The 15,545-nt window shown below is 40.3% G+C and carries 14 protein-coding genes and 2 pseudogenes; 8 read left to right on the forward strand and 8 right to left on the reverse strand.

Annotated features, from left to right (window positions below):
- The first annotated feature begins 66 nt into the window (after positions 1-66).
- The 4 genes and pseudogenes from V7K36_RS17475 (at position 67) to V7K36_RS17490 (ending at position 4,144) form a co-directional block, all read left to right on the forward strand.
- On the forward strand, positions 67-459 hold the full coding sequence (locus tag V7K36_RS17475) for a sugar ABC transporter permease (protein ID WP_335117758.1): 393 nt from the start codon (positions 67-69) through the stop codon (positions 457-459).
- Positions 460-2,568 carry a caspase, EACC1-associated type gene (locus V7K36_RS17480; RefSeq protein ID WP_335117760.1) on the forward strand — a complete coding sequence of 703 codons (2,109 nt, stop codon included), beginning with the start codon at positions 460-462 and terminating at the stop codon, positions 2,566-2,568.
- A 98-nt stretch (positions 2,569-2,666) separates the two neighbouring features.
- Positions 2,667-3,020 (forward strand): annotated as a pseudogene (avd, locus tag V7K36_RS17485) (diversity-generating retroelement protein Avd).
- Between the two features lie 59 nt (positions 3,021-3,079).
- A complete protein-coding gene (locus V7K36_RS17490; protein ID WP_335117763.1) occupies positions 3,080-4,144 on the forward strand; it encodes an RNA-directed DNA polymerase in 1,065 nt (354 codons plus the stop codon).
- Positions 4,145-4,160: 16 nt separating this feature from the next.
- Here the strand turns inward: V7K36_RS17490 and V7K36_RS34160 are convergent, their stop codons facing one another.
- The 3 genes from V7K36_RS34160 to V7K36_RS17505 form a co-directional block, all read right to left on the reverse strand.
- A complete protein-coding gene (locus V7K36_RS34160) occupies positions 4,161-4,358 on the reverse strand; it encodes a hypothetical protein (protein ID WP_442948478.1) in 198 nt (65 codons plus the stop codon).
- A 408-nt stretch (positions 4,359-4,766) separates the two neighbouring features.
- Positions 4,767-5,990 (reverse strand): glycoside hydrolase family 10 protein, encoded by a 1,224-nt coding sequence (locus V7K36_RS17500; RefSeq protein ID WP_335117765.1) that lies wholly within the window; start codon positions 5,988-5,990, stop codon positions 4,767-4,769.
- Between the two features lie 526 nt (positions 5,991-6,516).
- Positions 6,517-7,476 carry a DNA cytosine methyltransferase gene (locus tag V7K36_RS17505; protein WP_335117766.1) on the reverse strand — a complete coding sequence of 320 codons (960 nt, stop codon included), beginning with the start codon at positions 7,474-7,476 and terminating at the stop codon, positions 6,517-6,519.
- Positions 7,477-7,810: 334 nt separating this feature from the next.
- Here V7K36_RS17505 and bchI point away from each other — a divergent pair, with 334 nt between their 5' ends.
- Positions 7,811-8,935, forward strand: a complete 1,125-nt coding sequence (gene bchI, locus V7K36_RS17510) for a magnesium chelatase ATPase subunit I (RefSeq protein ID WP_334830691.1) — start codon at positions 7,811-7,813, stop codon at positions 8,933-8,935.
- A gap of 227 nt (positions 8,936-9,162) precedes the next feature.
- Positions 9,163-9,459, forward strand: a complete 297-nt coding sequence (locus V7K36_RS17515) for a hypothetical protein (RefSeq protein WP_334939864.1) — start codon at positions 9,163-9,165, stop codon at positions 9,457-9,459.
- Between the two features lie 60 nt (positions 9,460-9,519).
- Here V7K36_RS17515 and V7K36_RS17520 read toward each other — a convergent pair whose 3' ends face one another.
- From V7K36_RS17520 to V7K36_RS17535, 4 genes are all read right to left on the reverse strand, one after another.
- Complete coding sequence (locus V7K36_RS17520; protein WP_335117768.1) at positions 9,520-10,614, reverse strand: nucleotidyltransferase domain-containing protein; 1,095 nt, start codon at positions 10,612-10,614, stop codon at positions 9,520-9,522.
- Between the two features lie 756 nt (positions 10,615-11,370).
- Positions 11,371-11,604: a Nif11-like leader peptide family natural product precursor gene (locus V7K36_RS17525; RefSeq protein ID WP_334830685.1), complete on the reverse strand. Its 234-nt coding sequence runs from the start codon at positions 11,602-11,604 to the stop codon at positions 11,371-11,373.
- 336 nt (positions 11,605-11,940) lie between these two features.
- On the reverse strand, positions 11,941-12,780 hold the full coding sequence (locus V7K36_RS17530; RefSeq protein ID WP_335117771.1) for a DUF3598 family protein: 840 nt from the start codon (positions 12,778-12,780) through the stop codon (positions 11,941-11,943).
- A 182-nt stretch (positions 12,781-12,962) separates the two neighbouring features.
- Positions 12,963-13,865 (reverse strand): cell division protein FtsX, encoded by a 903-nt coding sequence (locus tag V7K36_RS17535; RefSeq protein ID WP_335117773.1) that lies wholly within the window; start codon positions 13,863-13,865, stop codon positions 12,963-12,965.
- A 120-nt stretch (positions 13,866-13,985) separates the two neighbouring features.
- On the opposite strand from V7K36_RS17535, the gene def reads away from it, so the two are divergent.
- Together def and V7K36_RS17545 are read left to right on the forward strand one after the other, a co-directional pair.
- Entirely contained in the window at positions 13,986-14,549 is a 564-nt protein-coding gene (def, locus tag V7K36_RS17540) for a peptide deformylase (RefSeq protein ID WP_334830678.1), read from the forward strand.
- Between the two features lie 10 nt (positions 14,550-14,559).
- Positions 14,560-14,763 (forward strand): hypothetical protein, encoded by a 204-nt coding sequence (locus V7K36_RS17545; RefSeq protein WP_334830677.1) that lies wholly within the window; start codon positions 14,560-14,562, stop codon positions 14,761-14,763.
- Positions 14,764-14,850: 87 nt separating this feature from the next.
- Here the strand turns inward: V7K36_RS17545 and V7K36_RS17550 are convergent.
- A pseudogene (locus V7K36_RS17550) lies at positions 14,851-15,042 on the reverse strand (WD40 repeat domain-containing protein); the annotation flags it as partial.
- Between the last annotated feature and the right edge of the window lie 503 nt (positions 15,043-15,545).

The following is a 15,545-nucleotide window of genomic DNA, read 5'->3' on the forward strand; positions in this document are numbered from 1 at the left end:
ACTAAATTAGCTAGAATGAACGATACAATCATTAAAAAAGACCCAAAAAATACTTAAGCGATTCACATGACAGCGACATCTAACGTTCAGGTGACGATTTCTCTAGCTGAACTGGGTTTAGACGATGAGGAGTTGCAAACAGAAGTAGAAAATTTATTACCTCAGTTAAGAGAAGTGGATGGGGTAGAAAATGCAGATTTAGTTGCAGTGGAAAACGCACCCAAGGGGACAAAGAGTATCAGCGGCTTTGTCTGGGGATTGTTAAAAGCACAAATTAACGCTTCTAATATTAAGAGTTTGTTTAAATTTCTGAGCGATCGCTTTGGCAACAAACCAATTAAAATTGGGGTGAAAGCCCCTGACGGCAGAGAACTCAATATCGAAGCTAGCGGTCGAGAAGAGTTTGAATTTGCCCTCCAGAAAGCACAAGATTTTTTGAACAATAAATCAAACAGCTAAATGGCAAAAGTCGCACTGCTGATAGGGATTAGTGAATATGAGCCAGGATTAGCACCGCTACCAAATGCTGTTAAAGATGTCGAGGCGATGCGGCGAGTTTTGGTAAACCCAGAAATGGGTGATTTTGCTGAGGCGGATGTCACAATGCTGAAAAATCCCCAACGGCAGGACATGGAGAATGCTATTTATAACTTGTATGACCATCGTCAGAAAAATGACTTACTGCTTTTGTATTTTTCTGGTCATGGTGTGAAAGTAGATGACGGGGACTTTTACTTCTCAACTCGCAACACCGAGAAAAATCAGGAGAAATTGGTGCCAACTACAGCCGTAGCAGCGAGAGATGTGCATCATTATATGAACCTGAGCAAGTCGAGGCGACTGGTGGTAATTTTAGATTGCTGCTTTAGTGGTGCTTTTGCCAAGGGTTTGACAGCTAAAGATATTGGTACTATTGACCTGGAACAGCATTTAGGGGGCGAGGGAAGGGCAATTCTTACTGCTTCCACATCGATGCAATATGCTTTTGAGTCCAATGGCTTAGAGCTTTCGATTTACACTCACTATCTGGTAGAAGGGATTGAGAAAGGTGCAGCCGATATAGACGGGGATGGCTGGATTGCGGTAGAAGAGTTGCATTTGTATGCGAAAAGTAAAGTGCAAGAAGCATCCCCCGCTATGACACCAGAATTTTATCCATTTAAGGACGGTGGTTCTCGGATTTTTCTGGCAAAGTCGCCCAAAGATGACCCCAGCCTGAAATATCGCAAGGAATTTGATAATATTGCCCTTGAGGATGAAGGAGAGATTTCTGTAGGAAGCCGCTTTTATCTGGATGAGTTGCGGAATAATCTGAGGTTATCTGCTGATGAGGCTGATGCAATTGAGTTTGAGGTTTTGGAACCTTATCGCCAGCGTCAGCAAAAATTGCTGCGTTATCAGCAAGCTTTATCTCAGATAAAACAATATCCACTCAGTAACAAAGACCGCAATGGCTTAAAACGCTTACAAAATATCTTGAATCTTCGGGATGAAGATATAGAACCAATTGAACAACGAGTGTTTGCGCTAAAACAAGTAGAATATGAGCGCCAGCAGCAGGAAGCCCAAAGATTACGCCAAGAACAAGAAACAGCCGAAAATCAAAGACGGCAAGCAGAATTAAAAAAAGAACGGGAAAAAGAATCATCTCCCCCAACTATTCAAACTCAGCCGTTTGAGTTTGACACCGCCACCCTAACCCCCAAATCAGCAGGATTTTTGGGTATGGGGAAAAAAACCTATGAAATTAACCGCAGTCGTGGACGCGCCGAGTTTTTTACAGAAAACTTGGGTAATGGTGTAGTTCTGGATATGGTTGCAATTCCGGGCGGTAAATTTCTTATGGGTTCGCCAGACAATGAGCCAGAACGATATGACTCTGAAAGTCCACAGCATCGTGTCACCATTCAACCCTTTTTCATGGGGAAATTTCCGGTAACTCAGAGTCAATGGAAATCTGTTGCCGCCTTACCCAAGGTTGATGTTGATTTAAATCCCGACCCATCCAATTTTAAAGGTGCTAATCGACCTGTTGAAAGGGTTTCTTGGGATGATGCAATTGAGTTTTGCGCTCGACTATCTAAAAAGACTGAGAAAACCTATCGCTTACCCAGTGAAGCCGAATGGGAATATGCTTGTCGGGCGGGAACGACTACGCCGTTTTATTTTGGCGAAACGATTACAACGGATTTAGCGAATTATCGGGGGACAGACTGGGATTATAACGGAACAGTATACCCAGGTAATTATGCTCAGGGGCCAAAGGGTGAGTATCGTGGGCAAACAACAGATGTGGGAAAATGTCCTGCCAACCCCTTTGGTTTATTTGATATGCATGGTAGTATATGGGAATGGTGTCTGGATGAGTGGCACGAAAATTATAACGGAGCGCCAAGAGACGGAAGCGCTTGGATTGTTGATAATGATAATCAAAGCCGGCTGCTGCGTGGTGGTTCGTGGGACTTCAATCCCTGGAATTGCCGCTCGGCGATTCGCGGCTATCGCGCGCGTGACAGCTGGTTCAGCCACGTGGGTTTTCGGGTTGTGGTGGTTTGGGGCAGGACTTAGTAGCCCTTTACACTCTTGCCCTTTAGCGCTCTGCTCTTTATTTCTTTACCCTTCTTAATGTCTCGCGCTCTGCGCGATGATTTTTTCTTAGTTCTCGGATGAATGATTTACCTATAATACAGAAAACATACGATTTAATCAAGTGGTATGTGCCAATTTTAAACCGTCTGCCTAGAGATCATAAATTTTTGCTAGGAAATCGGATTATTACAGAACTATATGACTTATTAGATAGTTTAATTGTAGCACGGTATGCGAGGCAAAAATTAGCTCAATTAGAAGAATTAAATAGTTAGCTAGATATTTTACGTTATCAAACTCGGTTACTTTTAGAGTTTAACTTAATTAAAACAGAGCGTTATGAATATGCTCAAAAACTTTTAAATGATATTGGCATCGATTTGGGTGGATGGATAAAACAGCAAAAAATTAAACCAAGTACTTCCAATTAAACCAGGCGATTAGAAATCGCGGCTACACAGACAAAAGTTGCCTGCGCGGGTTAATTTAAATGAAACGATATGGAAATCTTTGGAATCAAATTATAGCATTTGGAAATTTGCTATCAGCCGCCCAGCAAGCACAACGGGGTAAACGTTTCCGAGAAAATGTTTTAGAGTTTAACTACAATTTAGAGCAAGAGTTATTTCAACTGCAAGAAGAATTACATTCAAAAACATACTCTCCTGGGAACTACACCACATTTCAAATTTTTGAACCCAAACCGCGAATGATTTCAGCGGCTCCCTATCGTGATAGAGTTGTGCATCATGCTCTCTGTAACGTAATTGTTCCCATATTTGAACGTACATTTATCAGTGATTCCTACGCCAATCGTGTTGGTTTTGGCTCCCATCGCGCTTTACGTCGCTTTACTAAATTTGCTCGTTCAAACCGTTATGTTTTGCAAGCTGATATTCGTAAATATTTTCCTAGTATCGACCATGAAATTTTAAAGTCCCTTGTACAACGTAAAATCAAATGTTCTGATACACTTGGGCTAATTAATACCATTATTGATAGCAGCAATCATCAAGAGCCAGTACTTAATTATTTTATTGGAGATGATTTACTGACACCTCTTGAAAGAAGACATGGTTTACCAATTGGTAATCTAACCAGCCAATTTTTTGCTAATGTATATCTAAACAACTTTGACCATTTTGTTAAAGAACAAATCAAAGCATCTCAATATATTCGTTATGTAGACGACTTTGCCCTATTTTCAGATGACAAACTGTTTTTGGAAAACGCCAGAATCGAAATAGAGGAATACCTTGCTGGTTTAAGAGTTAAAATTCATCCCATAAAAAGCCAATTATTTGAAACAAAATACGGAGCTAATTTTGTCGGGTTTCGCATTTTACCAGACCGAATTAGGATACGCAGTGATAATCTGCGTCTGGCAAAAAAAAGATTACGACAAATGCTCTGGGACTATCATCAAGGAAAAGTTGAATATGAAAAAATGTGTCAATCAATGCAGAGTTGGGTTGCCCACTTAATGCATGGTAATACATGGCAGCTGCGCCAGCAAATATTTATTACTTGGCAATTAGAAGATGTTGTTGGTTAATTCTCTAATTTCGAGTCTATCGTGTTAATCTGAACAATAGGGTAGGCAACACCGGCTGCTGCGTGGTGGTTCGTGGAACAACAATCCCAGGAATTGCCGCTCGGCGAATCGCAACTATAACGCGCGTGACAACAGGAACAACAACGTGGGTTTTCGGGTTGTGGTGGTTTGGGGCAGTACTCTTTTGTGTGAGAACTGGTGAATGGGAATTCATCGGGCGTACCAAAAAAGAGTCCAAGCCTAATCCAGTGAGGTTGATGACGACCTCTGAATATCAAACTGAGTCGGATAGCTTGGTAGGCTGCAAGGTCGAACAGTTGTCCGATTCATGCAATTTTAGGGCTAATTTCAAAAGCTAATTCAGAACGGTAGAAGCATTAATCTGAAGTGGTTACAACGGGAGCATCTCAGTTTTGCAAATGTATCCTAAATCGACCCCCCTTAATCCCCCCTTGTTAAGGGGGGAAACAAGATTTCTGCTCCCTCTCCTTACTAAGGAGAGGGTTGGGGTGAGGTTTTACAGGCTTTCTACGAAAGTGATATGCTCCCGGTTACAACAAGATTACCGACTTATTTTAAAAGTCGGTAATCTTGTTTATAGACATCATCTTAAACAGAAAAGTTATTCACTTCTGGCGCGGAGTGCAGGAGATGGAAAGAGAGTTTCAAATCCAGCTTGTCGCTCGCTTAAAGGTTCTGGGGCCTCGTTCCAAAGACTTTCATAATAAAAGAAGCTTATGCCTAGACCGCGTTCTTGAGCAGCCCGCACCTGAGACTTAATTTGTTGCAGGGGAACTGGATTATTTCTTAACCCTGTCATAATCCCAACTCCAGTTGGAATTATTTGTTGCGCTTCTTGAATTTCTGGGCGAGAAAGATTTGCCACAAAACTTTGCAGATTCGGACGATAAATTTGCACAATTAACTCATCTACAATATTTTGCCGCATCCAAGTAAGCCAATCTTGCAAGTGAAACTTGTAAGCAAAATCATAGTAATTGGGAGCAATGGAGAAAATTGCCTGGGGTTTTCTCTGCTTCACAGCTTGGTTAAGTTGTACCATGAACGCCGTAATTTTATCTGCCCGCCACTGTACCCATGCCGGATCTTGGGGATTACTTGGGGGAGCATTATTGGTTTCTTGAGTGTACAAGGCAACTGTATATTGATCGTAGCCAAATTCGTAGGGCAAACTCATGTGATCGTCAAACTGAATGCCATCGGCATTATATTGGGTAACAGTTTCTAGCACGAGATTGGTGATGAACTGTTGCACTTGTGGATGGAACGGATTAAGCCACATAACCTCACCCCCAGCACTGATCGAAGTTTGGCTACCATCCCGCTTTTGTGTGAACCAATCTGGGTAATTCAATGCCAGTTCTGAGGTTGGGGGAGCCATGAAACCAAATTCAAACCAGGGAATTACCAACAATCCTTGGCGATGGGCTTGGGTAATGAGGTCTGCTAGAATATCATGCCCATCTAAACCTTTGTAGACAAAAGGTTGAATACCTGCTCGTTGTGCTAGGGCACTGGGATACATCACATAGCCAGAATTCCACACCACAGGATAGATTGTATTGAAGTTCATCTGCCGCAGTTGACTCACGGCATCCTGCACTTTGGCGCGATCCTTAAGGGTGTCAAAATCATTGGTGGTCATCCAAACCCCGCGAATTTCCTGACGAGGTAACTGTGCGATCGCAGGGGTGAAACTGTCTACCAGCAATACCGTAACAAAGGATATTAAAATGAGAATTGGAAAAAGATACTTGAACGATGTCTGACGACAAGCTGCTGTACATCTACGCCGCCAATTTTGAATAATAAAAGATAATTTCATAGATTTGAATGATGCATTAGCTACCCACACACGTCATTGCTTGCTTTTATAATTCAATCTACTAACCATATAGTTTACAAGTATTTATGCTTACTACAGGATTAATCAGTTGGTAGTTGTTCGTTCCCTGCTTATGAAACTTTTGCACCATAAAAACTAAAGCAGACCTAGCAAACTATAAGATGCTTGACGTAGTTAGTAGTCATTAGTGCCCAACAGACATTGGCATTAGGGATTTTATACTCCATTGGACTTTCAAAAAATAAAATCACCAGTATATAGTAATGATAATCATTCAAGCATCAAGTTCCGCTAATAACTAGATGTACACTTTAATAAGTATGAGTTAAACTAATGACTAAAGTAAAAACACCTTGGGAGATTTAAACTCCTTAATGGAATCTCCCATTTTATATTAATAACTGACATCTAATTTTTTTAGCATATTAGATATCACCTTCAATCAACTATTAGAAAAGATATAGGTGTTCAGTTTGTTGGAACTGAATTCTGAAGTATAATTTTTTTATGTAATTCTTATAGATTTATTTAAATTATCTTTAATATATTCAAGGATACTTTGAGCAACATACTCTGCAAGCTTGACTGGGACAGCATTTCCGATCATTTGTTCCAGGTCTGTTTTTGTCCCTTCAAAAATAAATGTTTCAGGGAAAGTCTGCAAGTAGCTTCTTTCAATTGTAGTCAAGGGGCGCAAGTTTTCTGTAACGGGGACTGGATCTTTAGGGTGTTTATTATAGGTTTTAGGAATAGGACGATTAACTCCTCTTACTGTTGGGCTAGGTTCATCAATACTAAAAATTCCTCTTCTTTGGTAACTTCTTGGATGTCTGTAGTAATATTGAATTTCTAATTTATTTTCCAGATAATCTCTAATGGTCATTGGTTTATCTGCTAAACTTTTTTTCAGGTAAGGTTCTAGACTTTCGTCTTTTCCTTGTAACTCTCCAAAGCAAAAAAATCTTTTTCGCTTTTGAGGTACACCGCACAGACTAGCATCCAAAATTATTTCACTTAAACCATATCCAGCAGCTTTCAAAATTTGTCTAGCCTCTTTATATTTATTGCTTTTACGAAATAGTTCTACATTTTCTATCACAAACCACTGAGGAAGAACACTTGTAACTATCTCAGAAAATTTAATACTTAAATCCCCTCTTCCTAAATCTTCATCACGTTTACCAGCACTAGAAAAGTCTTGGCATGGGGGTCCACCAATAATAATTTCAGGACTCATTTCTCTAAAAATTTCATAGTTTGTCCTCAAATTACTAAGATCGTAATCAAAAATTTCATGACTAAAGTTTTTTTGATAAACATCTATAGCTGGTTTCCAATTATCAAATGCTGCTAGAATATTAAATCCAGCATTTTGAAACCCTAAAGATAACCCTCCACAACCTGCGAAAAGGTCTAAAACTCTAATTGAAGAGTTTTTTATCTCATCTCTATATTTTTCTTTCATACTTTATTTTATATGGATTTTAATTTTTAATCCAATCTCTCTAGATTACTTATAATACCATCAAATATTATCTCAATACTTGATTAATTTTATCCCCAAGTATTAGATCGAGAGAAATTTATATTAGATATAGCTAATCCAAAAAGACCAGGTTGTACTCTATTTTGATTCATTAGTTTCTCGGTTATATACTTAACTAAATGATTATCATTTTAATATATATACTTATAATGATATGTGTTTAATAAGACTTTTAAATTTACTAAACTATTCCATGCCCTACCTGTGTCACAATAAAGAATTGTAATAAGAAACATATTGTTAAGGTAATTTAGTGAGTCCAACTGCTCAATCCACGGCAAGTGTGCGTCGCATAGTATTTCCTTTTACGGCAATTGTGGGCCAGGAAGAAATGAAACTGGCGCTGCTATTGAACGTGATTGACCCCAAAATTGGTGGTGTAATGATTATGGGCGATCGCGGCACTGGGAAATCCACAACTATCCGGGCGCTGGCGGATCTGCTGCCAGAAATTTCTGTGGTTGCCAATGACCCCTTCAGTAGTGATCCTAGCGACCCCGACTTGATGAGCGATGAAGTCCGCCAACTGTTAGAACAAGGGGCGGAAATTCCTGTAACTCAGAAAAAAGTCCAAATGGTAGACCTGCCGCTAGGAGCTACAGAAGACCGAGTTTGTGGCACAATCGACATCGAGAAAGCTTTATCCGAAGGCGTCAAAGCCTTTGAACCGGGACTGCTGGCAAAGGCTAATCGGGGCATTCTCTATGTGGATGAAGTCAACTTACTAGATGACCACCTTGTAGACGTGCTACTCGACTCGGCTGCCAGTGGATGGAACACTGTAGAACGGGAAGGTATTTCTATCCGTCATCCAGCGCGTTTCGTTCTTGTGGGTTCTGGAAACCCTGAAGAAGGCGAACTACGCCCCCAACTGCTCGATCGCTTTGGGATGCACGCAGAAATTCACACAGTCAAAGAACCAGCCTTGCGGGTGCAAATTGTGGAACAACGGGCAGATTTTGACCAAAATCCGCCAGTATTTCTCGAAAACTACAAACCCCAGCAGGAAGCATTGCAAGAGCAAATTGTCAATGCTCAACAGCTTTTGCCAGAAGTGAAAATTGACTATGATCTACGGGTAAAAATTTCTGAAGTCTGCTCAGAACTGGATGTAGATGGTTTGCGGGGTGACATCGTTAGTAACCGTGCTGCCAAAGCCTTAACAGCTTATGAAGGACGCACTGAAGTTACAGTTGATGATATCCATCGCGTAATTACGCTATGCTTGCGTCACAGACTGCGGAAAGACCCTTTAGAATCGATTGATTCTGGTTACAAAGTCGCCAAAGTTTTTAGCCGCGTCTTTGGCATCGAACTACCAGAAAGTGATACTGCACAAAAAAACGGCACAGGTCAAAAGTTAGGGGCTAGAGGTTAAAAGTTAGGGGTAGAGACGCGATTAATCGCGTCTGTACAGGAGTTAAAAGTTAGGAGTTAGGGGTTTTGAATGAAAAATGGCTTTATAAATCACGACTATAATTTCTCACTCATAACTCCTAACTCAACACTCACGACTGACTATAGAACTCCTAACTTCTCACTCATAACTCAGCACTCTTAACGGGCTAAACGCCCCGCTTCCGCTAACAGCACTCAGCACTGAATATGAGATTTTGGTCTTTTTGGTTCAACAGCTTTATTCTATCTAGCCAATACAACCCGCCCAGGTTTGTAGAATTATTGATGCTCTTATTAGCGATCGCAATGCTGGCAATATCCAGTATTTTACCCGACAGACCATATTTAATTTTAGGCTTGAGCTTAGTAGTTGGGGCATCTATTTCCATCTTAGTGCGGGAAGCGATCGCGCCCTCACCCCAGACCAAAATTACCCAAATAACAGCATCTCTATTGCTCGTCATCAGCATCTATGGCTTTGCTGACTTAATGTACACTCTCTAGTTAGTCATTTGTTATTTGTCTTTTGTCCTTTGTTCACAGCCAATGACTAATGACTAATGACTAATGACTCCATTTTTGCATTTCCACCAATTCCATACACAATTCATTAATTTGCTCCAAATCAGGTTTGTGAGGTAGGGCAGATTGTTCATAAACAATTTCCATTTCGGCGACCAAATCTTCTGCCATTTTCATCACCTGCTCATAAGAATACTCACCCTTTAAAATAGCTTTTAAATCCTCAACATCGCCAGCTATTCTCCTATCTACAATCACTTCACCTTGACGCAATATTTCTACTCCACTGTGTAACAATCTAATGCAGTGCATCCCATGTTTGAGGTCAAAACCCGACTTTCTTTCCATTTCTGCCCTAGCCGGATTTCTATTTTCCTGCCAAGATAAGTAAGCCTTCCATTCTCTTAAAGCTATTTGATAGCTTTGGCTTTTCTGAAGCAGGCGGATAAAATCTTTACGGCTATTAGTTAACTGTTGGGTATATTCCAAAGTTTCATCGGGTAAAGTATATTGTTTTAACACTCCTTTAAAATCAATATCTGCTGTTAGCAATTGGTATAATTGTTCCGCTTCTTCCAAAAATTCAATCCGTCCTCTAATTAAGTTATAAAGATACTCCAAAAAAGCATTTAGCTCATCTTTGCCCAGAGGTGCTTCGTCTTCTATGGCGAAGTCAGATGGTATTGGTTTTTTGTGCGGTGGCTTTAACAACCATTTACGATGAGTTTCCATCTTTTTGATTTGGGCAAAGGCATAACCAGTGTAAGTATGTTTTACCTTCTTGCTCAAAAATAACTGTTTATGAATAATTAAATGCTCTCCTACTGCGTTTAAAAAAGGATAGTTATTTAACCACAACAATTCTAAAACATTGGGATTCGCGCCTGCTAATAACTGGAGGATTTTTCTTAACTCATATATAACTGTATCTTTGTTACCATCTAGGAATGGAAATATTCCTGGTTCATCCCAACCAGCATCTTTTTGTTCTATACGGTCAAATCCCAAGTAATACCTTTTGGGTGCAATAAATACTCCCCGATAATCAAAGTCGGAATCAGGACGATTTAAACCATAGCCGTGGCTACCTGCCAAACCAATTAAAATAGTTCTTTGTTCAACTTCTATTCTTTTCATATCACCTGATTAAAATATAGTCATCCTAACTCATGAGTTAAGCAGGTGGGGAGAGGATATTTGAAAAGCTAATTTTTATATAAGTAAGTGAGTATGAATAATTAAAGGTTTGTACTAAGCGGCTCTAGCCGTGAAAATAGGGCTGAAGCCTTTATTACAAGACAATTTAATGAATTTTACATTGCGTAACATAGTTTTATTTATTCTTGCCACTTATATCATTTCTTTGTGAGGCTGCGCCAAACCCTTTTAACTTCTTTTTTTGTGTCCTTTGTGATTTGTTTTTCTTTCTTTCTTTCTTTATTGTACTTACAGCAGATTGCAACAAGCGCCTCTGTACAGATTATTGTAAGGGCACAACATTATTGTGCCCCTACCTGTGTACCTCATTTACCTGAAAAACGCTGTAAATATGGTTTAGCGCATCTTCATACAGAATTGGCAGAATTGGTATCACTTATCCTAGCGATTAAAAATCGCACGCCAGTTGCTCCTATGTGGAAACCAAAAAGACCGCACTGACTTGGTTATACAGACAAAACCTGGCTCCGCAGGTTATGAAGCTTTTGATTTTTTATTAGTCCACAGAGGTGGAATTTGTTTGTGTAGTAGCGAATTACATTCGCCAAATACTTTTAAAACATCCTCTTAGTTTAACAGGAATGCCCCTAAAGGAGATGATACAACGATATCCCCTTGAGGGGCAAAACTTGTTAATTCAGTTGTTCCTATACTTTCGGTTTCCTAGAACACGAATTATCTAGGATAAATATGGCGTCTAGTCCCCCATCCTGGATTAACAATGGTGGCTAAATCTTCTTCAGACAATTTGCTGATCTCACTGTCCAGTTCTTGGGCGGTGAATTCATAGCCACGCTCTTGAGCAATCTTGATGAAAGCTTCTGGATCAGCTGTTACTTTGAGTCTTTCCTGTAATGCTTGATCTTGTTTTACGGCTTGGAAAAGTCGGGCAGCATTTTGCTGTGTCATGACAATCTACCTCCTGTTTGAAATATCAGGTTTGAATGTAGTAATTTAACTCCTGGGGATTCACTAACTTCTGTAAAGAATGTCTCGATTAAGCATCATATTAGTTTGATCTTAAAACAAAGAAGAAAAATGTGTTGATTTTGAAAAAAAATATAACTTTTAGACTAATACTGCTATTACTTTTTTGTAAAATTCAGCCCTAAGATAGTAGCAATATTTAGTTAAATCCCAAATTCTGCACCCAGAACTGTCACACCGCAATTAAATAGATACATTTAGTACATAAGAACTATTCATTGAGAGAATTTAAAGTTTCCTTACTAGAGGTAAGTTGTACTAACAGTTTCCTACCCTTTCTTCAGTAACTAATGTGAGACTAACCCATTCGCCTTTCTCGTTGTAGCTGCGAATCATCCGTTGGCGCAGGTTTGGTTGAATTAACCAGCCCACTTCCAGAAATAAGGGTTGACGTAACTGCACCTTGAGAGGAGAAGTTGCAGAAGCGCCATCTGGTAAAAGTAATACTTGGACTTGCTTTTGGGGATCTTGGTCAAAGAGAATGATCGGATCTTTGATGGTAGCAATTGAGGTAATTGTACGATCGCCAAAAGAAGTACTTTGAATTAATCGCCCAGTATCATCAAGTTGTAATTTCAAAGTTGTAGAGTAAGTATCAGGCGAATCTCCTTCGGAGACGCTACGCGAACGCCAATCTGGATATATTGTCACTGCTTCACCACGCCATTCTCCCAACAAGTCATCTAGCTGCAAAGTTGGACGTTCTGCTGTTTGTGTTCCAGCTAAATGTTCTGGAATTAAGGTTAGTCCACTGAGATTACCAGTCTGATCAAACAGTTGCACTAGACGTAAGCGCCGATTTTCATGAACCAAAGCAAGTTCTGCACCGAATTCGGAAAATGGCCTTAGCTGAATTAAACCTTCAGAAAATGAACCATTTTCAAAAAACAGCAAACCCCCTCCCACATAACTAAATTCTCTTTTCACATCTTGTCCCGAACGGCTCAGAGTTAGGCGTACTGTCTGGTTATTGTTCAAACCTTCTAGAGAAAGACGGCTAGGAGTATCGTTCAGAAGTGTCCCTTGGGGAGAAAAATTGGTAAATGAACCTTCCCAAACACCAAGATTCTGCAAAAAACATTCCCATTGCGATTTCATAGCGATTTCTTCCTTTGTCCTTTGTCCTTTGTCATTTGTACATAACCAATACCCAATGCCTCTCATCAGTGCTGAGTTTTGAGTGCTGAGTAGAGAATCTCACTTCTTTACTCGGAACTGTCTTGCCCCATGCCCCATGCCCTATGCCCCATACCCTATGCCCAATGCCCAATCCCTAATGCCTAACCTTTAGCAAAACGTCGGACAGCAAACAAGCTCCCCATTAATCCTACAGCTGCACCGAAACTCAAAAGAATTAGGGGCAATAATAAAATTTCTGCTGGAGTGAGTTGCACCCTATTGGTGATAACTTGGATAAATTCAGGTTGATTGACTAGCAACTTACCGACAAACTCTTGAATCACAGAAATGAAACTCCAAGCGATCGCACCACCAACTAAGCCAAAGGTAATTCCTTGTAAAATAAACGGTAGGTAAATCCAAGCAGAAGTAGCTCCCACTAGTTGCATAATTTCAATTTCCTGGCGTCGCGCCATGACAATCAGCCGAATTGTGGTATTAGTGACTGCGATCGCTGTTAAAGTCAGAATAATCGTAATTGTTAAAGTAATCCAGTTCAAACCTTGGTGCAACTGGGCAATGCGTTTAACTGCTTCATCAACATACTGCACCGTCTCAACTCCTGGTAACTTAGCCAACTGCGTTGCTAAGGTTGGTACAACTTGAGAATTACGGGCTTTCACCTTCATCTCATCAACTAGAGGATTCTCACCTAGCTGCTGGGTAGCCCCCTCAATATCAGAAATTCTCATTTCCTTAACTAACTTAGTCCAAGCTTCCTCTTTGGTAATGGTTTGTATCGCCGCCACATCTGGCATTTTTTCGATCAGTGGCTGAATGCTTTCGACCTGCGTATCCGGTTGGAGATAAACTGATATTTCTAGCTGACTACCAAACTGATACAGGAGTTTTTCGACTTGCCAAGAGCTTTGCAAACTCAAGCCGAATAAAAACAGTAACACCGTCACAGTACTTATAGCTGCCCAATTCATCCAACCTCCCCGCAATAAACCGAGGAAAGTTTCTTTGAGCAGATAGTCAAGTTTCGTGAGAGATTTAAACACACATCACCCCAATAAGTAATTCGTAATTCGTAATTCGTAATTCAGCACTCCCCACTCTCCACTCCCCGGCTTGATAGAATTAAGATAGTACGAATTTTCACCATCTAGCCATTGAGACTCATGCCCTCTGAAATTGCTGTAGAGAAAAAAAAGTTAAAAAATCCACCTTTGGAGCTTCATTATTTAGGCGATCGCGTGCTGCGTCAAGCTGCAAAGCGGATTTCTAAAGTAGATAACGAACTCCGCCAACTGGTGCGCGAAATGCTGCAAACTATGTACAGCAAAGATGGCATTGGTTTGGCTGCACCCCAAGTGGGAATTCACAAACAACTAATTGTCATCGATCTGGAACCAGAGAACGCAGCTAATCAGCCTTTGGTGTTGATTAACCCCACCATTAAACAAGTCAGCCGCGACATCTCTGTTGCCGAAGAAGGATGCTTGAGTATTCCCAATGTATACCTAAATGTGAAGCGCCCCGAAGTCGTGGAAATTGCCTATAAAGACGAGTACGGTCGTCCCCGGACATTAAAGGCTAATGACCTCCTGGGACGCTGCATTCAGCACGAGATGGATCACCTCAACGGCGTGGTATTTGTAGACCGTGTAGAAAACTCCTTGACTTTAATCCAGGAGTTATCTAAGAATGGCTTCTCGTATCAAGCGGTGAAACCAATAGCATAGGGGGCTAGTAGTGTATTTAACTCCAAAAAGCGGTTTATTTCTGGGTGGTTCTTGTGTAAGTGCGATCGCAGCTGTAGGTTCGATTTTTGAACTCAGTTACGGACAACCAGATTTTGGTGTCCCAGCCACGGCGATTATCCTGGTATTGAGCATTCCACTCACCGGATTATTTTTCTTTGCCGCAGTGAAGGACGCAAGGGCTAACATGAAATAAGCATCAGGTACATAAAAAAGGTAAAAGGATGAAGGAAAAAGGCAAAATTCATTCTTTTACCTTTTATTTTTGCTCTTTATCTTCCACTTACACTGCCCCTAAAGCTTTTAGTGTTACTAACTGCGCTGCGGTTAAGCCTGTCACTCCGGTGATTTTCATTCCTTCATAGGGTCTAGGCGATCGCAGTGTTTTTAGGCATTCACCCGTGAATACATCCCAAAGCTTAATTGTCTCATCTTGGCTACCACTAATCAGCGTTTGACCATCTGGACTAAAGTATGATGAGAAAGCAGGAATGGATATTTTTAATGAATGGTTTTCAGTAAGTAAGTCGGTGCAATAAAACCAAACTGTGTGAAGAAAAGTAAATAAGGCTCAAACTCTTTCTCACCCTGCTCCCTGCTTTCCATCCTCTACCTTATCCCAACAATAATTATTTACGCCGACCTACTTAGCTAGGTCAAAGAGATTAGTTATAGCTTCTACTAAAATTGAAGGAGTGCAACACGTTTGTACCCCCGAAGAAGAATTGATTCCTTTTAAAGAAATGGTTGCTAAACATCCTTTAGAAACTTTGAAAATCAAAAAAGTTGATTAACACCATTAAGATAATTATTCTTCTTACCGCTTAACGGTAAATCAAGAGCTTTATCACAACGAGTTCTTAAATATGGAATCCATAAACAAACTTACAGCAATTTGATATCAAACCAGCCACAAAGATTGTAAACTTGAAAGATGTAAAAAAACAGATTATTTAGAGATGGCAGCATATTCGATTG

Source organism: Nostoc sp., from assembly GCF_036919555.1.
GTDB lineage: Bacteria > Cyanobacteriota > Cyanobacteriia > Cyanobacteriales > Nostocaceae > Nostoc.